Origin of the sequence: Aquimarina sp. MMG016 (assembly GCF_018100805.1) — a bacterium.
GTDB lineage: Bacteria > Bacteroidota > Bacteroidia > Flavobacteriales > Flavobacteriaceae > Aquimarina.
On record NZ_JAGJEA010000004.1, the window covers coordinates 329,905 to 354,032 of the forward strand.

A 24,128-nucleotide genomic window follows, 5' to 3' on the forward strand; every position below is an offset into this window, starting at 1 on the left:
TTAATTAGGAATTATTACTTGGGATTGGTCTCCGGTGTTGGTATCCAGAATATTAATCACCAAACCCTCTGAAGAAGGAAAAATTTCGACAAATAAACTTCCAAAACTAAAAGTTCCTTCGGTAAGACCTTCATCGCCAAATTGCTCATTAAATAAAGTTCTGGAAATCTGGCTTAGCAATTGATTGTTAAGCCCCTCTGTAAACCTTTCTAGGTCAGATCTTTCATCACGATCCTGACCTTGATCTGCAAAGTCATTTTGTGCCTCTGCAGAGCCTTGTAACCATTGATAATTAAATGTATCACCTCCAAACGCAGGATTCTTAGGTCGATACACCAAATCCTGTCCGAAACTAAAATTATATGATACAAAAACAATAAATATTGTAATTACTATCCTCATCATAATTTATTAGTATTGAAAAATATCATTCTTTTGATTCTTTAGATCTTTAAAATATTTATATACTTTTCTGATAGCAATTTTTGACATCTGTTCCAGATATTCCAAATCAGGTTTCCCTATAAATTCGTGAATAACATTATCCCCAATTTTAACCTGAATAATTGTAGTTCTCCCAAAACTCAATTTTTCATAAACCCCTACTATCCTGCTTCCATTAATTTGATTCAACGTATAAGAGTTATAAAAAAAATCGTAAAAGTCCTTTCCCGGTTTGGTTTTAGTTTCTTCTACTACAATTCCTTTTAGTTCTATACCATCATCAGAAGCCTCTTGCTCGGTATCCTTAGCCTTTTTTTCCTCATTAAACGCTATACGATCCTTGGCTATTATTTTATCTTCTTCATAAATAAGTAAAAGTACTACTATTTTATCACTCTCATTTGTATTAATTGAAGTTATTGACAACTGTTTGTTTTCATTTGGTTCTAAAGCAAATCTTCCATCCTGACTATTCTTGGATTTATTATTTTGATCATCTGTCCTAAAAACAGAAAAAGTATATGTAAGACTTTTATATACTTCTGTTCTATTAATTGCGGTAGCTGTTATCGCAACAATATCATCTATAACCGAAGTTTTAATTTTAGCTACTACATCTGTATTAGTAAACTGAGCAAAACTCACTTGAAAAACAAAAGTTAAAAGTATAAGTAGTTTCAACTTCATTGTAACAAACCTCAGTTAAAAACTTCTGATAATAATAGTTCTAGCATTGCCAGACATATTAAATTTCAGATTCTTTGATAATTCATTGCTTCCGAATCTCTCAAAAGTTAAATTATCTCCATTCTGTATCAATTCTAAATTAGTAGATATATCAGGATTAAAAGAAAAATCAATTACTGAATTATTATTACCATTCTGGGTAATTAACTTATTGATCTCTTTTGAAGATTCATCTATTTCTATAGTATTGCTATTTCCGTTTTGAAATAATTTAATATCAGAGGTTTTTGCAACGATGTTTGAGACAATGGTATTATCCGCTCCAATTTGTTGAATAAAAACTGAATTCGTGTTTCCTGAAGCAGTTCTATCACTAGCTAGCAATAAATTATTATTTACCTGAGAAAGCGTAATAAACTTGCTCTGATCAGATAGCAAAACTTGTTCTTCATTTTTTTCCTGTGCAGATATTAAAAGCCCACAAAACATAAAAAACAATGAAAAACATATTTGTTTATAATACCTCATACATAGTAATTTTAAAAACTAAGAGAAGAGCTATGCTATTTTTACATAGACATAACTCTTCATAAATTTAGTGAAAATTTAATTCTTATGGTGTGATTGTTCCTCCACCTGTTTGAGTCACTACAGCAGAGTTATTTGAACCGTTCTGTAATATTGTACTCGTGTTCATATCTCCTGTCTGAGTAACAAACGTAAAGTTATCAGTTCCAAACTGAGTATCCAGAGCAACGTTCATAGTTCCATCCTGAAGGATATCACTTATATTACCAGCTCCATTCTGATCTGTAATAGCTGTATTGTTATCACCCAATTGGATTTGACTAGCAATATTTCCTACTGCTTCAAATACTCCACCATCAAAATCTCCTTCTTGAGATACCTCACCAATGTTTCCGTTTCCTACTTGGAATTGTTGTGAGAAGTTTTCTCCACCAAAAGCTTCAAGGTTTTGGGTAGCAGAAGCGCTGTTACCATTTCCTATTTGAAGCTGAGTAATAACATTGTTATCCTCTTCGTGTTGTGCAAATGCAGTGTTTTCTTCTCCTGATTGAGACTGATCTACTACACCTCCTCTAGAGTCGAAGAAGAAACTTCCTTGAATAGAAGTTGCCAAGTTACCTATCCCACTTTGTGCTTGTACTGATGTATTATCTGTACCACTCTGAGAGGAACCAGCTAAATTCTCATCACCATTTTGATCTTGGTCACCGCTATTATTACTTCCGTTCTGAGATACTTCTGCAATATTACCATTACCAAATTGAACCTGAATAGAGAAGTTATTACCTCCAAAAGAACCCAGGTTTTGAGCAGCAGAAGCGCTGTTACCGTCACCTACCTGTCCTTGAAGAATAGTATTGTCATCTTCTTCGTGATTAGCAAATGCTGTATTCTCGTCTCCTATTTGTATTTGTTGAACTTGACCTCCTCTAGAGTCGAAAAAGCTACTACCCTGTAAAGAAGTTGCTACGTTACCTCCACCTCTTTGATCCTGAAGAAGAGAATTACCTTCTCCCCACTGTTCTCCTTCTGCCATATTAGCCTCGCCAACTTGAAATTGTTCTGAATTGTTAAAAGTTCCAACTTGAGCCATAGTAGCAACATTAGAAGCTCCATCTTGAAGTATACCACTAAAGTTAAAATCTCCTTCTTGAGCAGTTGTTGCAGCATTATCATCACCTATCTGAATCTGGAAAGCAGTATTTGCTGTACCTTCTTGAGACACTACACCAGTGTTTTTATTTCCTTCTTGTGATTGACTGGTAAAGTTAGACCCTCCAAAAAATGCTAGATTTTGAGTTGCACTTGCAGAGTTTCCATTACCTATTTGCTCTTGGTAAACCTCATTTAAATCTTCTTCATGTTGTGCCGTAGCAGAGTTTTTATCCCCTACTTGCGTTTGTTCTACAATTCCATCTCTAGAATTGAATAGGTCACTACCCTGGATTGCAATTGCACTATTGGAATTACCTTCCTGAATTGTCATAGAAGCATTATTGCTTCCTACCTGGGTAACATCAGCAGCATTATCATTCCCCGTCTGGCTAACGTTGCTTGAATTAGACTGAGCGATCATAATTGACGCGCTGAGTAAAGTTACTACACTAAGAATTACTTTTTTCATACGTATTATAAATTAAAATGATTAATAAATTTCCATAACTTAAAGTCAGAGCATAAGGCAAGAACATAGAAATTACTTTCTATAATTCTCGAGGTAAACAAAATGTAACTTAATAGGGGACTCTAGGGGGCAGTGTCAATTAAAAAAATCATCTTGACATTGGCAAATTTAGGGAAATACCGCAGCTATTTTACATATTTCATAAGAATTCGATAAAATACATTACGGAAAAACCGTAAAAAATAAGATTCTCTACGGTTTTATCAATGTTTTAACAGTTATTATTATTTTGTTAAAAATTATACTAAAATGAATTAAGTAAGTCAATTCTTACTTAACGAGTAAACAAAAGTTCTCTATATTTAGTAAGAGGCCATAATTCATCATCCACCAAAAGCTCCAATTTATCACATCCATACCTAATTTGATCAAATAAAGGTTTTACAACATTACAATAAGCAGCAGCCTTTTTCTCTATATCTGTTAGTTTATTAGCTTTCCTTCTTTCATTAGTCATTTCATTAACTTTAGCATTAATCTTTCCTATATATTCTGAGATTTCTTCAATGATTTCCATTTGTTCTTTTGCATACTTCTTAAAGTCTTTTTCATATAAATCCTTTAATCCCGAAACATTATTAATCAGCATATTTTGATACCTAATAGCTGTGGGAATTACATGATTGCGAGCAATATCTCCAAGTACACGCCCTTCGATCTGGATACGCATTACATATTCTTCAATCTCGATTTCATAACGAGCTTCAGCTTCAATTTTATTCATTACTCCCATTTCTTCAAAAAGAGCAATATTCTCTTTAGAAACCTTAGCTTTTAATGCCTCTGGAGTAGTTTTATTATTACTTAACCCTCTTTTCTTAGCTTCCTTTTCCCACTCATCACTATATCCATTTCCTTCAAAAAGAATATTCTTAGATTTTTTAATATACTCTCTTAGTACATTAAATACAGCTTCATCTTTTTTCAAGTCTTTTTTATCTATCAAAACATCAACTTCTTTTTTAAATTCTACTAATTGTTTTGCAACAATAGTATTAAGAATAGTCATTGGATTAGCACAATTGGCTTTAGATCCAACTGCCCTGAATTCGAATTTATTTCCTGTGAAGGCAAAAGGAGAAGTTCTATTACGATCAGTATTATCAAGCAAAATTTCCGGTATCTTACCAACTACATTCAATTTTAAATCTGTCTTTTCCTGAGGTGAAAGTTTTCCATCGGTAACTCCCTCAAGCTCTTTGAGCACAGCTGTTAATTGCTCTCCGATAAAAACAGACATTATTGCTGGTGGTGCTTCATTAGCTCCTAGGCGATGATCATTACTAGCAGAAGCAATCCCGGCCCTCATTAATTCTTCATTATCATTGATAGCTTTGATAGTATTAATAAAAAATGTCAAAAACTGAAGATTACTCATTGGAGTTTTACCAGGTCCTAATAAATTAACACCTGTATTTGTTGACAAAGACCAATTATTATGTTTTCCTGATCCGTTAACACCTGCAAAAGGTTTTTCATGCAACAATACTCTTAATTTATGTCTTGCAGCTACCTTACTCATAACATCCATTAAAAGGGAATTATGATCTACTGCTAAATTTGTTTCTTCATATATTGGAGCTAATTCAAACTGATTGGGAGCCACCTCATTATGACGAGTCTTTACAGGAATACCCAATTTCATACACTCCACTTCTAAATCCATCATAAAATTTAAAGCTCTGGTAGGAATGCTACCAAAATAATGATCATCCAATTGCTGACCTTTTGCTGAAGAATGTCCTAACAACGTTCTACCGGTCATCACTATATCCGGACGTGATTCTGCCAATGCATTATCTATTAAAAAGTATTCCTGCTCCCACCCAAGAGATGCATTCACTTTTTTCACATTTTTATCAAAATATTTAGCCACTCCGGTAGCAGCCTGATCCACAGCATGTAATGCCCTCAATAATGGAGTTTTATAGTCTAATGCCTCACCAGTATAGGCTACAAAAACAGTAGGAATACATAAAGTAGTGCCATAAATAAAAGCTGGAGACGTTGGATCCCAAGCCGTATACCCTCTTGCTTCGAAAGTGTTACGAATTCCTCCATGCGGAAAAGAAGATGCATCAGGCTCTTGCTGTACCAGTTGACCTCCTCCAAATCTTTCTATAGCCATACCATTACCTATGGTTTCGAAAAAAGCATCATGTTTTTCTGCAGTAGCTCCAGTAAGAGGTTGAAACCAGTGTGTGTAATGGGTCACTCCTTTTGATAAGGACCAGTCTTTCATAGCTGATGCAATCTGATCTGCAATCTTACGATCAATTTTAGAACCGTGCTCTATTGCATCCATCACACTGTTGTATGCATCTTTAGTTAAAGACTGCATCATCGTAGACTGATTAAATACATTTTCACCAAACAATACAGAGCGACGTTCTGTCTCAGCAACTATCACAGAATCACGATTTAATGTTTCTTTTAGAGCTTGAAATCTTAGTGTAGACATAATGAAGTTAGTTTTATTACAAATATATAAGAAGTTTTTATTGTCAATATGAGAAATATCATCTTTTAAAATTGATAATTTTTAAAAATACCCCCCTAAAAAGTAGGGTGTTAATAAAAATGATAATAAAGTTAACTATAACCCCCCTGTTTTTTTTGGTTATACAGAAAGATCAATTAATTTTGGCATCTTAAGAGTTCAATCTATAAAGTGTTAATTATGAGTAAAGCTAAATTAGAATACATTTGGTTGGATGGTTACAAACCAACTGCTAATCTAAGAAGTAAAACAAAAATTGAGGAAAATTTTAGCGGAAAGCTTGAAGATTGCCCTATGTGGTCTTTTGACGGTAGTTCTACAAGACAGGCAGAAGGCGGATCTTCTGATTGCTTATTAAAGCCCGTAGCTATCTACCCTGATCCAACTAGAAGAAATGGATACTTAGTAATGACAGAAGTTCTAAATGCAGACGGTACTCCACATGAGTCTAATGCAAGAGCTACTATTGATGATAATGACAATGATTTCTGGTTTGGTTTTGAGCAAGAATACTTTATCATGGATAAGAATACTCAACTTCCATTAGGGTTCCCTGTTGGCGGTTATCCTGGTCCACAAGGTATGTACTATTGTTCTGTAGGTGGAAAAAACACTCACGGAAGAGATTTTGTAGAAGAACATGCTGATCTTTGTATTGATGCCGGACTTAACTTTGAAGGTATTAACCAAGAAGTTGCTAGTGGACAGTGGGAGTTTCAATTATTCTCTAAAGGTGCTAAGAAAGCTGGAGATGAAATATGGATAGCTCGTTATTTATTAGATCGCCTTACAGAAAAATATGGTTATTATATAGAATATCACCCGAAACCAATTAAAGGAGACTGGAATGGTTCAGGTATGCACGCTAACTTCTCTAATGAAGTATTAAGAACTTGTGGTTCTAAAGAAGTTTATGAAACTATTTGTGAAGCTTTCAGACCTGTAACTAAAGAACACATTGCTGTTTATGGTGAATTTAATGATCAAAGATTAACTGGAGAGCACGAAACACAATCTATCAATGAGTTCTCTTATGGAGTTTCTGATAGAGGTGCCTCAATAAGAATACCAATTATCACTGTAGAAAACGGATGGAAAGGTTGGTTAGAAGATCGTCGTCCCGCTTCTAATGGTGACCCATATAAGATTGCTGCTAGAATTGTAAAAACTGTTAAAACAGCTGACGTTTCTGCAGTAAATGCTTAACAAATACCAGAACACAAACTAACCATGTTGGTTAAACGCAAAAAACACCTCTAAGAATTCTTAGAGGTGTTTTTTTATTCAATTGGAAAATATATTAAATACCTTATTTTATAAAAACCAAGGCCACAAAAACACAGTACCCTACAAAAATCAAAAGCCCTTTGGGACGATTTAGAATCATTTTCTTTGGTATAAAAGCTAACGGAAGAAGAATTACCGCAAAGGCCAGCATCCAATAAATATTTATACTCAATAGTGCTTCATCCTTTACAGCTATAGGCTGTATCATTGCTGTGATTCCAAGTACTGAAGCTATATTAAAGATATTAGATCCTATAAGGTTACCCAAAGAAATTGCTTTTTCCTGTTTTAATGCTGCTATCACTGAAGCCGCAAGCTCAGGAACACTAGTCCCTACTGCAATAAGAGTTACTGCAATGACACCTTCACTCACTCCAAGTTTTAGCGCTATATTTTCTGCTCCTTTTACCAATAATTCAGAACCAAAATATAAAGCTCCAGCACCTATCAGAAGCCAAACAAAAATTTTAAAATTAGAAGTCTTTTGTAAAGAATCATCTACCTCCTCTAGTGTAAGGTCAGCAAATTTTCGCGATCTTCTAATCAATAAAAAAAGGTAAGTCAATAATGAAGCAAATAGAATAACACCTTCTAATTGAGTCAATACACCATCATTATTCAGAAAAAAGTACAACACCAAAGATAGTAACACCATCACAGGCCAATTGAACTTATAAAAATCTTTATCAATGGCTAATGGGCCTATTATCGCAGTAATTCCTAACACCAATCCAATATTAGCAATATTAGAGCCAACCACGTTTCCCAAAGAAATATCTGAAAGACCATCTAAGGCAGCTTGTATACTAACCAAAAGCTCTGGAGCAGATGTAGCAAAGGAAACCACTGTGAGTCCAATAACCATTTTGGATAATTTCAGCCTAAAAGACAACGCTACAGAAGACCTAACCAAAAATTCTCCTCCTACTACAAGAAGCACAAGACCAATCAGTACATAAAACACACTTAGAATCATAGCATAATATTTGGTTGCGAATATAGGATAAGTCTTCTTTATGTCTAAGATGTTACCATATTTTTTTTAACTAAAAATATTTTACAAATCTATCAAAAACTACAAAAATAGTTAAATAACTATAAAAATAGTTGTAAAACTAAAATCATAGTTATACATTTGGTCAAAACTTAATTTTTTCATGGAAAAACTTACTAACAAAGAAGAAGAAATCATGCAAGCTATATGGAAGCTGGAGAAAGCCTTTGCAAAAGAAGTACAGGCAGAATTAAAAAACACTGTTCACTATAACACAGTTTCTACTATAATTCGTAATCTGGAAGAAAAAGGATATGTTAATCATAAAGCTTTTGGAAAAACCCATCAATACTACCCTATTGTTACCAAAGAAGAGTACCGAAACAAATTTGTTAGCAAAGCAATGAAGCAATATTTTAATGATTCTTATAAAAATATGGTATCCTTCTTTGCCAAGGAAGAAAAGATCACAGCAGATGAATTACGCGAAATTTTAGAAGTAATTGAACAAAAAAAATAAGAAATGGAAGCTTTTTTAATTTACCTTCTTAAAGCCAGTGGAATACTTGTTATATTCTATCTTGTATATTATTTTCTTTTGAGAAAAGATACTTTCTTTACGATAAACAGACATTTTTTAATTATCGGAATCATCTCTTCTTTATCATTACCCTTCGTTGAATTTACGCATATAGAATTTGTCAATATCCAAAACCCAAATATTTTAGGTGACTATACAGTTATACCTTCTACCCAAAACACCTCTAGTATAATTAATTGGTGGTATTTAGCCTTCATTATATATTCTGCTGGAGTACTTCTATTATCTATTCGTTTTGGGCTTCAGCTATTATCCCTAAAAAGACTGCTTCTTAATGGTAGAAAACAAAAAGATGGAGGTTTTTATTTAATAAAGACTTCAGAAGACGTAGCTCCTTTTTCATTTTTTAAATCTATAGTATACAATCCTTCTTTACATTCTGATCATGAATTAGAAATGATCATTAAACATGAAAAAACACATGCTGTACAACATCACACCATAGATGTGCTTATCGCTAATCTATTACATGTTTTTCAATGGATTAATCCAATTGCATGGATATATAAAAAATCTTTAGAACAAAATTTAGAGTTTATTGCCGATCGAGAAACAGTAGATATAGTACAATCAAAAAAAGAATATCAATTAACATTGGTAAAGGTATCATCAAACAATTACTCTTCCATTACCAATAATTTTTATCAATCATTAATCAAAAAACGAATAGTCATGTTAAACAAGCAAACATCAGAAAGAAAAAACCTATGGAAACTCTTCTTAATTCTACCTCTAATTTCATTGTTCTTATGGAGTTTTAACACCAAAGAAATTACCAAGTTCCAACCAGGAGAATCAACAGATAGTAATGAGTATGTTTTTTCTTCTTCAAAAGCACAGAGTAATACCATAGAGTTTATTGTAAACAAAAATTCTTCAAAAGAAGACCTTCAAAAAATCAAAAAAATATTCAAAAACGAATATCAAGTTGATATAAAATTTGGCAAAATAGAACGAAATAATGCTAATGAGATTACAGGAATTAGTATCGATATTTCTTCTGAAAATAGCAAAACTAATTATGCGGTACAACACGATGAACATCCTATTGCTGCTTTAGCGATATCATATAATAGCAAAAAGGATAAGATAAATATTAGTCAAAGTAATCATAAAAGTACGTTTGTAGTAGGAAACGGAGGCGAAAAATCGGGAAAAAGAACAGAAATCATAGAGATACACCCAGACAATGATGAAAATCATGAATTCATTTTTATTGGAGATGATGCAAACACTAAAATTATTAGAAAAAAAGACAAGAATGGAAAAGTGATTATCGAAGAAATCCACGAAAATGATTCTGACAATGTTTTTGACATACACACAAACGATAACAAAACCTTTGCTTTTATTACTGGAAATTCTGGAAAAGAACCTCTAATTATAATAGACGGCAAAGAAGTTTCTAAAAAAGAAATGAAAGCTTTGGATTCTAAAAATATCGAAACCATGAATGTATTAAAAGGAGAAAAAGCTATTAAGAAATATGGTGAAAAAGCCAAAAATGGAGTTATAGAAATTATAACCAAAAAGAAATAAAGTATCCAGTGATAGAAATCACTTAAAAACTCGCTCTAATCAAGCGAGTTTTTTTATTTACTTTTACCTTATAAAATAACAACTATTCCCTATTACTGGAGACTTTTATGGATGACCCGTATAAAATTTATTATCATGCTATACCAAAAGAAGAATAAATACAAGAAAACCTGGAAACCATTTATTTTTCTAATACTTATGTCTCCAATAATGTTAGGTTTCAATAATGACCAACCTAACTTTTATAAAGATAAAGATTATCAATCCCTAAATTATCTTACCTATACAATAACGCCTTCTACGACAAAAAATGAATTAGAAGAAATTGTCCGAAAAGCAAAGAAAGAAGTTAAGGTAATCTTAGAGCTTAAGGCTATAGCATATAATAAAGAAAATAAAATATCTAAAATTCATATCGATTATACAGATCCCAATGGTCAACAAGGTACATTTACGGATATAGACAATGATACACCTATACATAAAATTACAATAGCAATAGAGTTAGATTCAGAGAATAAATTCAAAGAAATTAGTTTTATCGATGTTGAATACTTTCGCTTCGAAGATGTTATACAAAAAAAGTTTGTAAAAAAATAATCTATAATACCACGAAAGAAAGTATTTATTTAATGGATGACATCCCTTATAAAAATTCTGATCTTATTGGACAACATTATATTTTTCAAGGAGTTGAAGTCATCCCTTCTCAAGAAGCATTATTAAAATTCGATATAGACACCAAAGAAGGGATTATTTTGCTCAAAAATGCAAAAAAAATTAAAAGCATGAGAGAAGGAGTTAAATTTTCGAAAGAATACAATTGGCATTTTACTTGTTTTATTGAATTTAGAAATAATCTTAAACCTAACCTTATAATTACTGCCACACCCTAACTCATTAGATAAAAACATCTAGACAAAATAAGTAATGTATTTTTTTAAAGTTTATTTATTTTTACATTATGAAAAAACAACTATTCTCCGTTATTGCTAAAATCAACAAACTCATACTGCCTAGTTTTACTAAAAGGCGCTTAGATTTAAGCAAAGCTTCAAAACTACAATTACTCATATTTGGTTGGAGGCTATATGTTACCAAAAGGGCTTTAAGCTAGAATATCACACCCTTTATAAACTTTTTGCAACACTACTAAATATTCTTCGTAATTAAGATGAATCATAAAAACATCTTAAATAACCAATAAATATATTTAGTATGAAGAAATGGATCATTATAGGTGTGAGCGTACTAGGTATGCTACCCCTAACAGCATTTACCCCAGAACTTAATAATGGCGTAACATCTGTATCTTTTCAAGACAATGAAATTACTGCTATTATTAACAAAAATACTTCAGAGCAAGAATTAGAAGATTTAAAGATATTCTTTGCAGAAAACGATATAGAACTTGTCATTAAAAAAGTAGGATATAACGAAAACAATGAGATGACCAGTTTAAGTATTATACTTAAAAAAGGCGACTCTAAAAGTCAATATTCGTCTTCGTCAAACACTCCAATTTCTGAAATAGAACTAGGCTACAAAGATGATAATCTTTATATCACCAATTCAGGAATGTTCGATATTATGGCGTGGAAAAATCAATCTGGATTTAGTTATCCCAAAATTGATCTAGACAGCCTGATGGAGAAACATAATTTCGCTTTTGATTTCGATTTTGATAAAGACAAGGATTCTTTATTCTTCCAAGGACATTTTGATATTAAAAAATTTAAGGATCAAATGATGAAATCCTTTTCTTTTGATGAAGATCAAAATTTTATATTTAATGGCCAATCACTTCACCCATTCCAAAACGCTAGATCACAAAAATTTAATTTTATAGACAACCCTGACATAGAAAAATTAATCATTATTGACGGTAATGAATCAGACTTTGATCATTTAGATGAATTAGCCAAATCAGATAAGTTAGAAGTTGTAGATTTCTTAAAACCAAAAACCGCAATAAGCATCTATGGTGACAAAGCCAAGGACGGTGCCATAATCGCTACTACAAAAAAGTAGTTATTGTATATAAATGGAGTTTGATTATAAAGCCTTCAAATATTGAAGGCTTTTATTTTATTAATAATCCACAAGAGAAGCTACAGGAACATCTAATTTATCGTTTCCATTTAAGAACTCAAGTTGCATAATAAAATTACATTGCACCACTACTCCACCTAGCTGCTGTACCAAATCGCATACCGCCTTAGCAGTCCCGCCAGTGGCCAGAACATCATCATGTATCAAAATATGCTCTCCTGGTTTAATCGCATCAACATGAATCTCTAGAGTATCTTCTCCATACTCTAAACTATACTTTACGGACTTTACCCGATAAGGAAGTTTTCCTTTTTTTCTTACTGGAACAAATCCAGCTTGTAATCGTTCAGCAATCATAGGGCCAATAATAAAGCCTCTGGATTCTATCCCGATAACTTTATCAATTTTTATGTCTTTTGGGCAAAAGCTTGTTAACCGATCTGCACAATACACTAATGCTTTTGAGTCCGCTAATAATGGCGTGATATCTTTGAACACTATCCCTGGTTTTGGAAAATCAGGAATATCTCGAATGTAATCATTTATCTTCATGCCCCGAAAATAAAGAAAAATACTACTTTTACTTCAATTTAGTTTACTAACTGTTAAAAAAAACTAATATGAGGTTTGTCATACTTTTCTTGCTAGGAAACTTAATTATTTCGTGCTCTCCTCCCCCAACTGAGTTCAATGAAGCATCTCTACAAGATATTTTTGTTGATCTTAAAGGCAATGAGATCACTTTTGAGTCTGTATTGAAAAAACATAAAGGCAAAGTTGTTTTTATAGATATATGGGCCTCCTGGTGCAAAGATTGTATCGTTGGCATGCCCAAGGTCAATGAATTACAAAAAACCTATCCAAGTGTACAGTTTGTTTTTTTAACGGTAGATCACGAACAAACCAAATGGAGAAAAGGAATTGAAAAATTCCAAATCGGATATGGTGATCATTACCTTATCAAAAAAGGATGGAAAAAAAGTCCCTTCTGTGATTTCCTGGATGTAGGCTGGATACCTAGATATATCATTATAAACCCTTCTGGAAAGATCGACCTGTTTAAAGCTACCAAGGCTACTGATAAGAATATTGTTAAACACTTAGACATATTACAATAGTTAATCATATTAATTCTCTTAAAAAAATAGTACATTTCCTTTAACATTTTGGTCATTATAAATTTTGACAAAAATAGTTTGGTTTGTAACATATATTTAAATTATATTTGCACCCGCAAAAAGGCCTCGTAGCATAACTGAATAGTGCACTTGATTACGGCTCAAGAGGTTGCAGGTTTGAATCCTGCCGAGGTCACTTCATTATCAAAGAGTTGTAGAAATAAATCACTGCAACTCTTTTTTATTTGCACAAAATTTGCACTAAAACCTCTAATATAATATAAGCTTGTTGAAAATATTTATTTAAGAATATATCAAAATAGATTAGTATAAACTCGTCATCAATTTCTTTCCAGAACCTTTTCAGTTTGAGTTTTCTAAAAAATTGTTGATTATCGAATAAATTATAAAAACTCTATTAATGTAATAACAAATTTGATTTTACTTCGGTTATGTAGTTTTAAAGATTTAAACGGACCTGCTTATTTTTTAAAAAAAAGAATAAGGGTTTATAAGGTTTAATAAACATCTCGCTAAAATAGTAGACATCGTAAAGCAGGGGAAAGATGTTTAGAAGTTTATAAAAAAGCTCTTAACTCATAAGTTTTTATCTTAACAAAATACGATATACTGCGTACAAATCATAGCATTCCATTTGAAATTAAATTCCCCATTCTTATTCTACCAAGACATCTCTATCCATTATAAAAACAAACACTTGTTACTTAACACGATTGTTTTTTTTTGAGAAAAGTAATAGAACAATTAATTATTATTTGAAGAATTAATATTTAGTTGATCTTTAAATCAACTCCTATTTTGTAATTTTAAAATATAATTTATTTTGAATAAAAAGATTGAAAAGCAATATAAGAAATACTATAGAAGAAATACAAAATGCTATTTTGATTACCAAATTAGGGTATTCACCACCTCATACTTCATTATTACAAACTAAAGAATTTGATAACAATGGGAATATATGGTTCTTAAGTGATAAATATAGTGTTTGCAACCAAAATTTATTAATCTCTAATGAAGCTGTTTTGATTTATAGCAAGCCAGAATCATCCTATTTTTTAAGTTTATACGGTAAAAGTGAAATCGTTGAGGATCAGGAGAGGTTAAAAGAATTATATAATGAAGAAGATATTGTGTATGCCAAGAAAAGAAAAAAAGATACATTAACTGCCATAAAATTTGAAATTTTAAAGGCAGATTATTGGGATGATTTAAATAGAGAATCTAATAATATTTTTACCAAAGACTATTTATGATAAATTCATTATTATTCAGATATTATGATACTTTCAGTGGTAAAAGCAAATCCTTGTTGACCAGAAACACCAACCATTACACCCTGAAAAATTGGAACTATAGTTTGATTGGCGCCCCAAGTTATTAAAAAGTTAGCACCGCTTCCCCCAGCTGTGTCTTCTTCTTCAATTACATATTCAATAGACTCTAAAGGTTTCAAATAGATTGGCTGTTCGATATATGCGCGAACAAAATCTCCCGTAGTATTATAGTAATCTACATTTTTTATAAAAAGAGAATCTCTCGGACTTGTATTTCTGATACTAAGTGTAGCGGTAAGCTGAAATCGAAAATCCTTTGTTTTGTTATAAATATCAGAATAGATAGGAACATATAGTTCTTTCTTAATAGGGTAACTAAATCCATCATCACTCTCAGGTATTTTATTCTCCTTTAAAATTCCCTGTTTTAATTCCTTGTTGGGATTTTGTTTTGTACAAGAATATGTAATGACTATAGACAACAGGATGAAAAAAAAGTTTTTGAAATTCATGGTAGTTTTTGGTTACAATACCTGAATTTACATTTATTTCTTTTGAACACAAGGGCTATATGAAAACTTTAGCAAAATACTTTTCGGTATTTTTACATGAAAAGTTCTCCTAGACATGAAAAAAAGAAAATCATTGCATCCAAAACTAAAAGTATCCAAATCCTCAAAAAGTTTGGGAAAAGCACCAGGGGCTGTAGTGTATATAGGTGAAAAAGAACATTTATCGACCAAAATTGAGATTCAGGACTATACCAAAAATATGTTCGAGGTTAAAGATACGAATAATATCGAGGAGGCTTTTACTTTCAAAAGTAATGAACATATTACCTGGATCAATGTTAATGGTTTAAGCCACACAAACGAAATTACTCGAATAGGCCAACATTATGGATTACATCCACTTATTATTGAAGATATAGTAAATACAGATCAACGTCCAAAGATCGATGAATATGATACTTATCTTTTTTTAGTACTTAAAATGATGTATTTCAACAAAAACAAAGAATTTGTAATCGAGCATATTTCTATGGTATTAGGCAAGGAATATGTAATTACCTTCCAAGAGTCTGAAGAAGATATCTTTGATCCAGTTCGTATGCGTATTGCCAATGCGAAGAGCCGAATTAGAGGTTCTGAAGCAGATTACCTCGCTTTTGCCCTTATTGATGCTATATTTGATAATTACTTTGTGGTGATTGAGGATTTGGGAGAAAAAGTAGAGCTTCTGGAAGAGCAACTCTTTGTTGAACAACCGGATGATATGATAACTCAGGATATCCAATCATTAAAAAGAGAGATTCTTAGAATTCGTAGAAGTATTCTACCGCTACGTGAGATCATTGGCCGAATTGTAAAATCTGAAACAGATTTTATTCAGGAAAAACATATCGATTACTTCAAAGATCTTAATGACCATATCATTCATATTAATGAAAATATTGATGTATACCGAGAAATGATCTGGGGGCTTATGGATATGTATATGACCACAATAAGCAATAAGATGAATGGTATAATGAAAGTGTTGACTATCATTGCTACTATTTTTATTCCTCTAACTTTTATAGTAGGCGTCTATGGGATGAATTTTGAATACATGCCAGAGCTCAAATACCAAAATGCCTATTATATCTTATGGGGTATTATGATAACTTTATTTGTTGGTCTTCTTGTTTTTTTCAGAAGAAAAAAATGGCTTTAATATAATTTCTTAATGATTAAACATTATTAAATAGCTAAACCTCGTCTCATTCTTCTTCCCTTAGTCATAAATCGCATATGAGCTAACATTAACATCAATAGTGTTAAATATATTTACGGACTTTTATTTACTTTAAAATCAGAGGAAAAGTTTAAAAACTGCTTACATACAAAAGTTGACAAGCTTTAACATCAAAATAATGAAAAAATTAATCACCCTAGCCATATCAGCAATCTTTTTAATTGCAATTACCATTTTTACCTTACAAAACTCTCAAGTTGTTGAAATTCAACTTTTCTTTTGGGAAGCACAGGCCTCGTTGTCAATGATATTATTCACCACATTTTCAATTGCAATACTAATAACAGTGGTAGCCATAATGCCTACAATTTATCATCTAAAAAAATTAAGAGACCAGTCACAGAAAAAAGTAAAAACACTAGTGAAAGAAAAAGAAAAGTTAGCAGAGCCTGAATCTAAAACTATACTATCTGAAGGACAGATAGAAAAATAACATATAATATTATAAAATTATGGACAATACATTAAAGAAAGAAAAAACATATAAAAAACTAGGATTTACTTATCTAGAAACTGCCGAAATCGTGGTAGCGCTAAATAAACTTCTAGCAAATTATATAGTACATTATCATAAATTAAGAACATTTCATTGGAATGTAGAAGGGGGAGATTTTTTTGAATTACACGAGCAGTTTGAAGTAGAATACAATGAAGCAAAATTACAAACAGATACTATAGCTGAAAGAATAAGAGTATTTGGATTAAAACCTAAATACACTTTACAACAACATTTAGGTCTAGCTGATATCAAGGAACTTCAAGATGATTTAGCTCCATTAGGAATGGTAAAAGAAGTTCTAAAAGATTTTAGAATATTGCACGATTCATTATTAGATGTCTTAAATGCAGCGTTGGATTCTGGAGATACAGTGACCGAAGAAATTGTTACTCAGTTTATGAGAAGATTAGAAAAAAGGCATTGGATGTTTACGGCCTGGTCCAAATCATAAAGTATTTTTTTGAAAACAACTTTTGAAAAATTACCGAACTCACTAACCAGAAAAAATCACAAAGCTGGATTGGTTCTTAGCGGTGGTGGTACAAAATGGTTTGTCCATCTAGTGGGATACAAGCCTTGCACTAGAAAAAAATATGTCCGATTTAATATCCGGTTAAGCGTGGGAGACATTGCTGGTGCATTTTTACCATCTGTAATAGACCCAATTGATATTACCCTTTTAATGTTGGATTACAAATTCTTTGACTAAGGATATGAATGTACCAGGAATTCAGAAATAAAATTATGACTTTATTAAGATATTCGTTCTATTCTAAGCAGACAATCGAACTAAGCATATTCAACCTAATTTACGACGATTTTAATCAAAAAAACAACTTTTATTGAATCAAATTCACTCATTTTTACATTTTTACAGAAGTTTAACTAAAAAAATAATGTTTTTATTGTTATTTTTTTTAACAAATAAATCCAGCTATTCACATTATTTATGTTAAACAATGCTTAATAAAGTTAAACCCAGTTAAAGCACTTGACAAATTTATCTCAGGACTTATATTACTACAGTGTGATTGAGAAGTCAATATTTCCTAAAAAAACATTTCAATCTTTTCTGATGCCATCCTGCATTTAGTTTTAGTTGTTGACTTTCATACAAATCAATTATTAATCAAAAAAAAATACGTTTTGAATAATAAACGAAAAAGCGCTTTCATACTATTGACTGTGGTCTCAACTTTTGTTTTTATGATAGCATTAATAATAACTTTTATCTAAAGTTAAAAACTAAATTATTAACATTAAAAAATTATTTACTTATGGAAACTTATTACAGATATTTTAAAATTTATTTTAATCCTTTTTTCAAATTCTTAAAAGAATTACCAAGTGCAAGCAAATATGCTATACACAGGTAAAATAGAATTTCTAAAGTCACCAATTAAAATGAAATTCAAAAAAAAATTAATAAAATCATTAACACTATTAATTACAGTATCAGTTGCTATATATGCAATAGTATTAGCATTGATTTTGTAATTCAATATAACAAGAAAGAACTATTATGAAAAATAGAAACAACATACAAAGACCTGGACTGAGAAAGAAGTTTTTTGGAAGTAAGGCATATTTAAGAGGACTTCGTAAAAAGGTTAAAGTCGGAATCAAGTCTAAAAAGGCGGTCACAACCTGATCATAAAACAAAGAGAATCAATCACATAAAATAAGAACATTATATATCGAAATTATGAAAAAAAACAAACATATATACAAAGCACTTTCTTGGGTCGAAAAAAAAACCAACTATAACCGTTAAATCTATCGCTGAAGGATTTGAAAATCCCAAAGCCTTTACTAGCAAATCAAATAATGAGAAAATAAGAGCCGACCTATCATTCACTACCCATGGAGGAGCTAAACATTATTCCGACATAGCCTTGAAAAGCACCAATTTGAAAAAATTAGTCATAAAGTGGAAAGTCTTAAGTTTTATGGCTGGGATGAAACGAGGAAAACTTCACTTGCTAGCTCCAAAGGGGCATAAAGCTTTTACTCAACGACTAGTAAAGCAGCATAACATCAATGCAATGGTCCACTCTATTTAAGTGAGCACATCTGCTCATGACATTTTTATCATTTAACTATTTCTAAAATTAAAGTATATAACAATATGTCTTCTAAAAATGGTATATCATCAACTTCAAGGAACGCAAAAAACTTAAGAAACGAAATCAATTACTGGAAAAAACAAAAAAATAATAGAAAATGCACGAATTATGCAGAAATGTCATATTGGGAAATTTTAAGTACAAATACGGCTCTATAGATATTAAATAGACTTCCTAACTCCAGGTTCTATTTTTTTTATAGTTTTACAATTATGACACCACCTAAGTTACCCCACAACGAAAAACAACGACAAAAAGCAGTTGAAAAATATCAATTATTGGACACATTACCAGAAGAGAGTTATGACAACATAACCTCATTAATGTCATATATTTGTGACACTCCCATATCTCTCATTACATTATTAGACAAAGAAAGAAACTTTCTAAAATCACACCATGGCGTACCTTTTAATGAATCCCCTAGAGAAATTTCTTTTTGTGGTCACGCTATTAACTCTGAAGCAGAATTAACAATTATAGAGGATTCTAGAAAAGATGAGCGTTTTATTGGTAACCCGCTGGTAACAGATCACGACGCTATTTTTTATGCGGGCGCACCTCTCGTGGATGTAGAAGGGTTTAAATTAGGTACATTGTGTGTTTATGACAGACAGCCTCGTAGTTTGTCTGTCGAACAAAAAAATGCGTTATTAGCTATGGCTAAACAAGTTGTAAACTTGTTTGAACAACGTTATCAAAATTTGAAATTATTACAACTTCAGGATAAGTTAAAAAAACGAAATGACGATTTAAAAAAATTTGCTGGTATAGTTTCTCACGATCTAAAATCGCCTCTTGCCAATATTATATCCCTCACAGAGTTATTGGAAGATGACAACAAAGATCTTTTAAATGATGAGTCATTACAATACTTAGAATACCTTAAAACTTCTTCTTATTCTCTTAAAGATTATATTGACGGGATTCTTAAATTCTACAAAAGTGATGAACTATTTTCTCATAGAAAGGAAAAAATAAACTTAGTTAAACTTTTACAAGAGATTGAAAATATTACAAACACAGATCACAATGTCACTTTTAATATTCAAAATAATTGTCAGGAGCTGATTTTGAATAAAGCTGCGCTGATGCAGATATTAATTAATTTAGTCACTAACGGTATAAAGTACAATTCGAAACCAAACCCCTTAATTAATATTGGCGTTACAGAAAGTGAAGACTTCTACAATTTTTCTGTTAATGATAATGGAGATGGCATACCTAAAGAATACCTAGATAAAATATTCGATCTTTTCTCAGTAGTTGGTGTAGCGGATCGCGATGGTAATGTAGGAACAGGAATAGGGTTAGCCACTGTAAAAAAAATTGTTACGAATCTAGGTGGAGAAATAAAGGTTTCATCTTCCAGTGGAGAAGGTAGTACATTCTCATTTTCTATTGTAAAAAACTAATAAAACTCTAAATATTTATACTATTTTTTGTTTAGAGTTAATCAATCTTCCATAATAGCACCTCTTTTATCTAGACTTCAAGTAAATTTAAACAAAAAACAACCTAGTTAAAATTTAAATTATGCGATGGAAAGCTCGGATATAGGAGACATCCTGACACAACCACAACTAAGATTATACAAAAAGTTAAAACCAGAATACCAACCTATTGATCTAGTAGTAGTTGGGAAAGTAAAAGAAAAATAATGCAGGAGAAACATATTCACTTTATGCAGCAAGCGATTGCCCTTGCAAACAAGGGTGAAATTACTCATGGAGCAGCTTCGTTTGGAGCAGTAGTAGTAAAGGATGATCATGTAATTGCACAGTCATATAATCAGGTTTCAAAAACACAAGACCCAACGCAACATGCAGAGATCTTGGCGATTCGAGAAGCTTGTAAGGTTTTAAAAAGCAAAAATCTTTCAGATTGTATTTTATATACTAGTTGTGAGCCTTGCTTGATGTGCCTGGGGGCTTGCCATTGGGCAAGTTTCAAGGCAATTTATTTTGGGGTTTCAGCAGAAGATGCTAAAAAACATAACTTCATATACACCCAAATGTTCTATTCCTTTGACCAAGAAAAGAGACATAGAGAATTTAATATGACGCAGCTACTTAGAAACGAAGCATTAGCAGTTTGGTAAAAATGATATGGTAGAAAATCAAAACCTAAAAATTAATGAGAATACTAATGGTGAAGCGCAAGAAAATTCACCTATGTCACACTCCGAAATCTTGCGAGAACAAGTCTCGGAGGCATTAGTCATTTATGACAAAACAAACTCAAGTATTCTATTGAGCTCGCTCTCCGCTGGCTTAGAAATTGGGTTCAGTTTTTTACTAATCTGTGTAATGACCGCTTTTTTCATTAATGAAACAAATAGCGCCATAATATGGAAGATAAACGCGCTGGTTTATCCTGTTGGATTTATTCTTGTTGTTTTAGGGAAATCCATGTTATTTACAGAGCAAACCTCTTTACTTACATTACCCGTATTAAATAAAAAATCAAAAGTAATAGATCTTTTCAGATTATGGGGATTAGTACTTACCGGTAATATTTTTGGAGGAATATTAATAAGCATAATCGCCATTTGGATTGGTCCCAAATTAGGAATTTTCGATGTAAAAATTGTCGAAAAAGTTTCACAACATGTACTTCACAGTGATCTAACTGTCATATTTGTAAGTGCGATATTAGCAGGCTGGTTAATGGGATTGTTATCTTGGTTACTCACGTCTTCGGATAGTACGATTAGTAGAATTTTGGTTATCTATATTATCACAGCAGTTATTGGCGCTATGGGCTTGCATCATTCTATTGTAGGGAATATTGAGGTGTTTTCAGGGTTAATTGTATCAAAAAAAATTACAATAACAGACTATCTATCCTTTCAAGGAGTTGCAATTATAGGAAATGCTATAGGTGGAGTTGTATTTGTAGCTTTATTAAAATACAAAGCTTTTGCATACAACGGAAATAATTAATAAATATAAAAGTTAAAAATAAATGAAAACAGTTTTTGAATACACCAATGTATCTGCAAGTGATAGTCTAGAATCATTTGTAGAAAAAAAATTAAGTAATCTTTCGAATAAATATCCTTTTGTAATTCGCGGAGATATATTCTTTAAGAAAGAAAACAGAGATGATGACACAGGACACATCTGTGGTATTAGATTAAGTGCTCCGGGACCACGATTGTATGCTTCATCTGAGAAAATAAGTTATGAAGAAGCAATCATAGAAACCATTCGCGACCTCAACGATCAGTTAGAAAAAAGGAAAGAGAAAATGAAAACTTATTAAAAACATGAAACTTCTATTTGTACTTACATCACATGACAAGCTAGAAAATACCGGAGAAAAAACCAGTTTCTGGATTGAAGAATTTGCCGCACCCTATTATTATTTAGCGGACAAAGGAGTAGACATTACACTAGTTTCCCCAAAAGGAGGACAACCCCACTAATCAACCCTAGTAGTGACAAACCTGAAAACCAAACGGAAGCAACTCAGCGCTTTCATAAAGATCAAGACTTAAAAGAGAAACTAAGTAAAACTATCAAACTCTCTGAAGTGGATGAAAAAGACTATGATGGTATTTTCTATCCAGGCGGTAACAGACCTCTTTTGGATCTTTCTAATGACAAAGATTCTATTCGTTTAATTCAGTCATTTTATGAAAACAAAAAGCCGACTGGCCTCGTTTGTCACGCTCCAGCAGCTCTAAAGAATGTGAAAACTTCGGACGGTGTATATTTAGTTAAAAGAAAGAAGGTTACTGGTTTCACAAATAGTGAAGAAAAAGCCGTAGAACTGACTGATGAAGTCCCGTTTTTGGTAGAAGATATGCTAAAAGAAAATGGAGGTGTATATAGTAAAGCTGATGATTGGCAATCATACTCTGTGCAAGATGAAAACTTAGTTACAGGACAAAATCCTGCATCTTCTATAGAGGTCGCCGATTTTTTTTTTGAGATGCTTCAAAATTAGTGTTTTATTTGGATCAAGAAAACGCCTATTCTTTTTGAGAGGCTTAACTAGTATTCTTTCAAACCATGGGTTTACCTAATGTTTTTTGTATAATTTTACCCACCCTTTGCATACAATAACTGTAATTATCTTCTTCTTTTCCATATCGTTCCTTTCCTATAGAATTACTTGTCTTAGCACAGTACATATGAGCAATGAATTTATTCGTTTTGGCTTAGAAAAAAAAGACCTCTAGCAGGAATTCTACAATTAACAGGAAGCATTGGACCTATCATCGGTTATATCTTTTCTCCTATATTAATTATCATATCATCCGGAGGTTTAGCAATATTAATACTGCTTGGTTTCGGAATTAGAATAAAAATCGGAGATAATCTTTTTGCTTCCGCTCCTGCCTTTATTTATGGATTGTTGAATGAATATATCTGTATCCATTATTTGATAATTAATACTATCACTTAAAAAATCAATTGAATATGACTACTCGCTGCAATCAACGTGCACATTAAAAAAAACAAAAATGCCGGAAAGGATTTATACAATGGATCTTTGATTTTGAAATGCATAGCTATTGATCCCAATAAAAGTAGTGCCAATCCCAACGCTGCTGGCTCTTTAATAACGGGATACCAAATTGAGGCTATTAAGAGGATTGCCAATATAACTTTCAAATCCCCGATAACATAACATGACCAGATTGGTAATCCATAAGCTTTAAACTCTTCAAAGATCGTTTTGGCCTTACCGCCCCTCCATTTTGTTGGCTTTTTATTCTGAACAAGCCAAACATTTAAAATACTAAGCCCAACAATAACTTGCATTGCTATAATTACATAATTCATAATGTATTCTTTAATTGTTTCTTAATACTCTGATAAGTTGCTTTTTATTCATTTTAGATCCACCTTCGATACCAATTTTCTTCGCTTGATCGTATAACTTCTTTTTAGTTCTATCTTCATATTTTGAAGCACTACCACCTTTTTCACTACTATTATCAGTATTTGCTATATGCGAAGC

At 31.9% G+C, this 24,128-nt stretch carries 29 protein-coding genes and 1 tRNA gene; 21 read left to right on the plus strand and 9 right to left on the minus strand.

Features of this window, described 5'->3' with window-relative positions:
• From J8M14_RS10555 to J8M14_RS10575, 5 genes are all read right to left on the minus strand, one after another.
• On the minus strand, positions 1-405 hold the full coding sequence (locus tag J8M14_RS10555; protein WP_348772839.1) for a curli production assembly/transport component CsgF: 405 nt from the start codon (positions 403-405) through the stop codon (positions 1-3).
• Between the two features lie 6 nt (positions 406-411).
• Positions 412-1,131, minus strand: a complete 720-nt coding sequence (locus tag J8M14_RS10560) for a CsgE family curli-type amyloid fiber assembly protein (protein ID WP_211074577.1) — start codon at positions 1,129-1,131, stop codon at positions 412-414.
• Between the two features lie 15 nt (positions 1,132-1,146).
• On the minus strand, positions 1,147-1,659 hold the full coding sequence (locus J8M14_RS10565; protein ID WP_211074578.1) for a hypothetical protein: 513 nt from the start codon (positions 1,657-1,659) through the stop codon (positions 1,147-1,149).
• A gap of 85 nt (positions 1,660-1,744) precedes the next feature.
• On the minus strand, positions 1,745-3,283 hold the full coding sequence (locus J8M14_RS10570) for a hypothetical protein (RefSeq protein ID WP_211074579.1): 1,539 nt from the start codon (positions 3,281-3,283) through the stop codon (positions 1,745-1,747).
• A gap of 334 nt (positions 3,284-3,617) precedes the next feature.
• Positions 3,618-5,804 carry a glutamine synthetase III gene (locus J8M14_RS10575; protein WP_211074580.1) on the minus strand — a complete coding sequence of 729 codons (2,187 nt, stop codon included), beginning with the start codon at positions 5,802-5,804 and terminating at the stop codon, positions 3,618-3,620.
• Between the two features lie 219 nt (positions 5,805-6,023).
• On the opposite strand from J8M14_RS10575, the gene J8M14_RS10580 reads away from it, so the two are divergent.
• Positions 6,024-7,049, plus strand: coding sequence for a glutamine synthetase beta-grasp domain-containing protein (locus J8M14_RS10580; RefSeq protein WP_211074581.1), 1,026 nt, complete (start codon positions 6,024-6,026; stop codon positions 7,047-7,049).
• A gap of 103 nt (positions 7,050-7,152) precedes the next feature.
• On the opposite strand, the gene J8M14_RS10585 is transcribed toward J8M14_RS10580, so the two are convergent.
• Positions 7,153-8,106 (minus strand): calcium/sodium antiporter, encoded by a 954-nt coding sequence (locus tag J8M14_RS10585; protein WP_211074582.1) that lies wholly within the window; start codon positions 8,104-8,106, stop codon positions 7,153-7,155.
• Between the two features lie 181 nt (positions 8,107-8,287).
• Between J8M14_RS10585 and J8M14_RS10590 the strand changes: the two genes are divergently transcribed.
• From J8M14_RS10590 to J8M14_RS10610, 5 genes are all read left to right on the plus strand, one after another.
• Positions 8,288-8,644: a BlaI/MecI/CopY family transcriptional regulator gene (locus J8M14_RS10590; protein ID WP_211074583.1), complete on the plus strand. Its 357-nt coding sequence runs from the start codon at positions 8,288-8,290 to the stop codon at positions 8,642-8,644.
• A gap of 3 nt (positions 8,645-8,647) precedes the next feature.
• On the plus strand, positions 8,648-10,264 hold the full coding sequence (locus J8M14_RS10595; protein ID WP_211074584.1) for a M56 family metallopeptidase: 1,617 nt from the start codon (positions 8,648-8,650) through the stop codon (positions 10,262-10,264).
• 135 nt (positions 10,265-10,399) lie between these two features.
• A complete protein-coding gene (locus J8M14_RS10600) occupies positions 10,400-10,864 on the plus strand; it encodes a hypothetical protein (RefSeq protein ID WP_211074585.1) in 465 nt (154 codons plus the stop codon).
• Positions 10,865-10,896: 32 nt separating this feature from the next.
• Positions 10,897-11,160 carry a hypothetical protein gene (locus J8M14_RS10605; RefSeq protein WP_211074586.1) on the plus strand — a complete coding sequence of 88 codons (264 nt, stop codon included), beginning with the start codon at positions 10,897-10,899 and terminating at the stop codon, positions 11,158-11,160.
• 322 nt (positions 11,161-11,482) lie between these two features.
• A complete protein-coding gene (locus J8M14_RS10610; protein WP_211074587.1) occupies positions 11,483-12,295 on the plus strand; it encodes a hypothetical protein in 813 nt (270 codons plus the stop codon).
• A gap of 60 nt (positions 12,296-12,355) precedes the next feature.
• Here J8M14_RS10610 and J8M14_RS10615 read toward each other — a convergent pair whose 3' ends face one another.
• Positions 12,356-12,868 (minus strand): adenine phosphoribosyltransferase, encoded by a 513-nt coding sequence (locus tag J8M14_RS10615; RefSeq protein ID WP_211074588.1) that lies wholly within the window; start codon positions 12,866-12,868, stop codon positions 12,356-12,358.
• Between the two features lie 68 nt (positions 12,869-12,936).
• Here J8M14_RS10615 and J8M14_RS10620 point away from each other — a divergent pair, with 68 nt between their 5' ends.
• From J8M14_RS10620 to J8M14_RS10630, 3 genes are all read left to right on the plus strand, one after another.
• Positions 12,937-13,434 (plus strand): TlpA disulfide reductase family protein, encoded by a 498-nt coding sequence (locus J8M14_RS10620; protein ID WP_211074589.1) that lies wholly within the window; start codon positions 12,937-12,939, stop codon positions 13,432-13,434.
• A gap of 122 nt (positions 13,435-13,556) precedes the next feature.
• Positions 13,557-13,630, plus strand: a tRNA-Arg gene (locus J8M14_RS10625).
• 661 nt (positions 13,631-14,291) lie between these two features.
• The gene (locus tag J8M14_RS10630; protein ID WP_211074590.1) at positions 14,292-14,711 is read left to right on the plus strand and encodes a pyridoxamine 5'-phosphate oxidase family protein; all 420 of its coding nucleotides are present in this window, start codon (positions 14,292-14,294) and stop codon (positions 14,709-14,711) included.
• Between the two features lie 11 nt (positions 14,712-14,722).
• Here J8M14_RS10630 and J8M14_RS10635 read toward each other — a convergent pair whose 3' ends face one another.
• A complete protein-coding gene (locus tag J8M14_RS10635) occupies positions 14,723-15,244 on the minus strand; it encodes a DUF3124 domain-containing protein (protein ID WP_211074591.1) in 522 nt (173 codons plus the stop codon).
• Between the two features lie 115 nt (positions 15,245-15,359).
• Between J8M14_RS10635 and corA the strand changes: the two genes are divergently transcribed.
• The 12 genes from corA to J8M14_RS23390 all read left to right on the plus strand — a co-directional run bounded on the left by corA (position 15,360) and on the right by J8M14_RS23390 (position 23,108).
• Positions 15,360-16,448: a magnesium/cobalt transporter CorA gene (gene corA, locus J8M14_RS10640; RefSeq protein ID WP_211074592.1), complete on the plus strand. Its 1,089-nt coding sequence runs from the start codon at positions 15,360-15,362 to the stop codon at positions 16,446-16,448.
• 199 nt (positions 16,449-16,647) lie between these two features.
• Positions 16,648-16,962: a LapA family protein gene (locus tag J8M14_RS10645; protein ID WP_211074593.1), complete on the plus strand. Its 315-nt coding sequence runs from the start codon at positions 16,648-16,650 to the stop codon at positions 16,960-16,962.
• Between the two features lie 19 nt (positions 16,963-16,981).
• Positions 16,982-17,479, plus strand: coding sequence for a DNA starvation/stationary phase protection protein (locus tag J8M14_RS10650; protein WP_211074594.1), 498 nt, complete (start codon positions 16,982-16,984; stop codon positions 17,477-17,479).
• Positions 17,480-17,488: 9 nt separating this feature from the next.
• On the plus strand, positions 17,489-17,737 hold the full coding sequence (locus J8M14_RS10655) for a hypothetical protein (protein ID WP_211074595.1): 249 nt from the start codon (positions 17,489-17,491) through the stop codon (positions 17,735-17,737).
• Between the two features lie 813 nt (positions 17,738-18,550).
• Entirely contained in the window at positions 18,551-18,679 is a 129-nt protein-coding gene (locus tag J8M14_RS23290; RefSeq protein WP_282100254.1) for a hypothetical protein, read from the plus strand.
• A gap of 259 nt (positions 18,680-18,938) precedes the next feature.
• Entirely contained in the window at positions 18,939-19,091 is a 153-nt protein-coding gene (locus J8M14_RS10660; RefSeq protein WP_211074596.1) for a hypothetical protein, read from the plus strand.
• A 275-nt stretch (positions 19,092-19,366) separates the two neighbouring features.
• Positions 19,367-20,569 carry a GAF domain-containing sensor histidine kinase gene (locus J8M14_RS10665; protein ID WP_211074597.1) on the plus strand — a complete coding sequence of 401 codons (1,203 nt, stop codon included), beginning with the start codon at positions 19,367-19,369 and terminating at the stop codon, positions 20,567-20,569.
• A gap of 245 nt (positions 20,570-20,814) precedes the next feature.
• Positions 20,815-21,255, plus strand: coding sequence for a nucleoside deaminase (locus tag J8M14_RS10670; RefSeq protein WP_211074598.1), 441 nt, complete (start codon positions 20,815-20,817; stop codon positions 21,253-21,255).
• Between the two features lie 7 nt (positions 21,256-21,262).
• Entirely contained in the window at positions 21,263-22,099 is an 837-nt protein-coding gene (locus J8M14_RS10675) for a formate/nitrite transporter family protein (protein WP_211074599.1), read from the plus strand.
• Positions 22,100-22,121: 22 nt separating this feature from the next.
• Positions 22,122-22,421: an HPF/RaiA family ribosome-associated protein gene (locus J8M14_RS10680; protein ID WP_211074600.1), complete on the plus strand. Its 300-nt coding sequence runs from the start codon at positions 22,122-22,124 to the stop codon at positions 22,419-22,421.
• 4 nt (positions 22,422-22,425) lie between these two features.
• The gene (locus tag J8M14_RS23385) at positions 22,426-22,584 is read left to right on the plus strand and encodes a hypothetical protein (RefSeq protein WP_348772840.1); all 159 of its coding nucleotides are present in this window, start codon (positions 22,426-22,428) and stop codon (positions 22,582-22,584) included.
• Positions 22,585-22,691: 107 nt separating this feature from the next.
• A complete protein-coding gene (locus J8M14_RS23390) occupies positions 22,692-23,108 on the plus strand; it encodes a type 1 glutamine amidotransferase domain-containing protein (protein ID WP_348772841.1) in 417 nt (138 codons plus the stop codon).
• 458 nt (positions 23,109-23,566) lie between these two features.
• On the opposite strand, the gene J8M14_RS10690 is transcribed toward J8M14_RS23390, so the two are convergent.
• Positions 23,567-23,950 (minus strand): DoxX family protein, encoded by a 384-nt coding sequence (locus J8M14_RS10690; RefSeq protein WP_211074601.1) that lies wholly within the window; start codon positions 23,948-23,950, stop codon positions 23,567-23,569.
• Positions 23,951-24,128 lie beyond the last annotated feature (178 nt).

What these genes read in the sequence shown, in the direction of transcription:
- J8M14_RS10565 (WP_211074578.1), bottom strand. Translation starts at nt 1,659, where the DNA reads ATGAGGTATTATAAACAAATATGTTTTTCATTGTTTTTTATGTTTTGT.
- J8M14_RS10675 (WP_211074599.1), top strand. Translation starts at nt 21,263, where the DNA reads ATGGTAGAAAATCAAAACCTAAAAATTAATGAGAATACTAATGGTGAA.
- J8M14_RS10585 (WP_211074582.1), bottom strand. Translation starts at nt 8,106, where the DNA reads ATGATTCTAAGTGTGTTTTATGTACTGATTGGTCTTGTGCTTCTTGTA.
- J8M14_RS10560 (WP_211074577.1), bottom strand. Translation starts at nt 1,131, where the DNA reads ATGAAGTTGAAACTACTTATACTTTTAACTTTTGTTTTTCAAGTGAGT.
- J8M14_RS10620 (WP_211074589.1), top strand. Translation starts at nt 12,937, where the DNA reads ATGAGGTTTGTCATACTTTTCTTGCTAGGAAACTTAATTATTTCGTGC.
- J8M14_RS10690 (WP_211074601.1), bottom strand. Translation starts at nt 23,950, where the DNA reads ATGAATTATGTAATTATAGCAATGCAAGTTATTGTTGGGCTTAGTATT.
- J8M14_RS10680 (WP_211074600.1), top strand. Translation starts at nt 22,122, where the DNA reads ATGAAAACAGTTTTTGAATACACCAATGTATCTGCAAGTGATAGTCTA.
- J8M14_RS10645 (WP_211074593.1), top strand. Translation starts at nt 16,648, where the DNA reads ATGAAAAAATTAATCACCCTAGCCATATCAGCAATCTTTTTAATTGCA.
- corA (WP_211074592.1), top strand. Translation starts at nt 15,360, where the DNA reads ATGAAAAAAAGAAAATCATTGCATCCAAAACTAAAAGTATCCAAATCC.
- J8M14_RS10590 (WP_211074583.1), top strand. Translation starts at nt 8,288, where the DNA reads ATGGAAAAACTTACTAACAAAGAAGAAGAAATCATGCAAGCTATATGG.
- J8M14_RS10635 (WP_211074591.1), bottom strand. Translation starts at nt 15,244, where the DNA reads ATGAATTTCAAAAACTTTTTTTTCATCCTGTTGTCTATAGTCATTACA.
- J8M14_RS10575 (WP_211074580.1), bottom strand. Translation starts at nt 5,804, where the DNA reads ATGTCTACACTAAGATTTCAAGCTCTAAAAGAAACATTAAATCGTGAT.
- J8M14_RS10580 (WP_211074581.1), top strand. Translation starts at nt 6,024, where the DNA reads ATGAGTAAAGCTAAATTAGAATACATTTGGTTGGATGGTTACAAACCA.
- J8M14_RS10650 (WP_211074594.1), top strand. Translation starts at nt 16,982, where the DNA reads ATGGACAATACATTAAAGAAAGAAAAAACATATAAAAAACTAGGATTT.
- J8M14_RS10595 (WP_211074584.1), top strand. Translation starts at nt 8,648, where the DNA reads ATGGAAGCTTTTTTAATTTACCTTCTTAAAGCCAGTGGAATACTTGTT.
- J8M14_RS23290 (WP_282100254.1), top strand. Translation starts at nt 18,551, where the DNA reads ATGAAAAATAGAAACAACATACAAAGACCTGGACTGAGAAAGAAGTTT.
- J8M14_RS10600 (WP_211074585.1), top strand. Translation starts at nt 10,400, where the DNA reads ATGCTATACCAAAAGAAGAATAAATACAAGAAAACCTGGAAACCATTT.
- J8M14_RS10670 (WP_211074598.1), top strand. Translation starts at nt 20,815, where the DNA reads ATGCAGGAGAAACATATTCACTTTATGCAGCAAGCGATTGCCCTTGCA.
- J8M14_RS10570 (WP_211074579.1), bottom strand. Translation starts at nt 3,283, where the DNA reads ATGAAAAAAGTAATTCTTAGTGTAGTAACTTTACTCAGCGCGTCAATT.
- J8M14_RS23385 (WP_348772840.1), top strand. Translation starts at nt 22,426, where the DNA reads ATGAAACTTCTATTTGTACTTACATCACATGACAAGCTAGAAAATACC.
- J8M14_RS10615 (WP_211074588.1), bottom strand. Translation starts at nt 12,868, where the DNA reads ATGAAGATAAATGATTACATTCGAGATATTCCTGATTTTCCAAAACCA.
- J8M14_RS10665 (WP_211074597.1), top strand. Translation starts at nt 19,367, where the DNA reads ATGACACCACCTAAGTTACCCCACAACGAAAAACAACGACAAAAAGCA.
- J8M14_RS10610 (WP_211074587.1), top strand. Translation starts at nt 11,483, where the DNA reads ATGAAGAAATGGATCATTATAGGTGTGAGCGTACTAGGTATGCTACCC.
- J8M14_RS10605 (WP_211074586.1), top strand. Translation starts at nt 10,897, where the DNA reads ATGGATGACATCCCTTATAAAAATTCTGATCTTATTGGACAACATTAT.
- J8M14_RS10555 (WP_348772839.1), bottom strand. Translation starts at nt 405, where the DNA reads ATGATGAGGATAGTAATTACAATATTTATTGTTTTTGTATCATATAAT.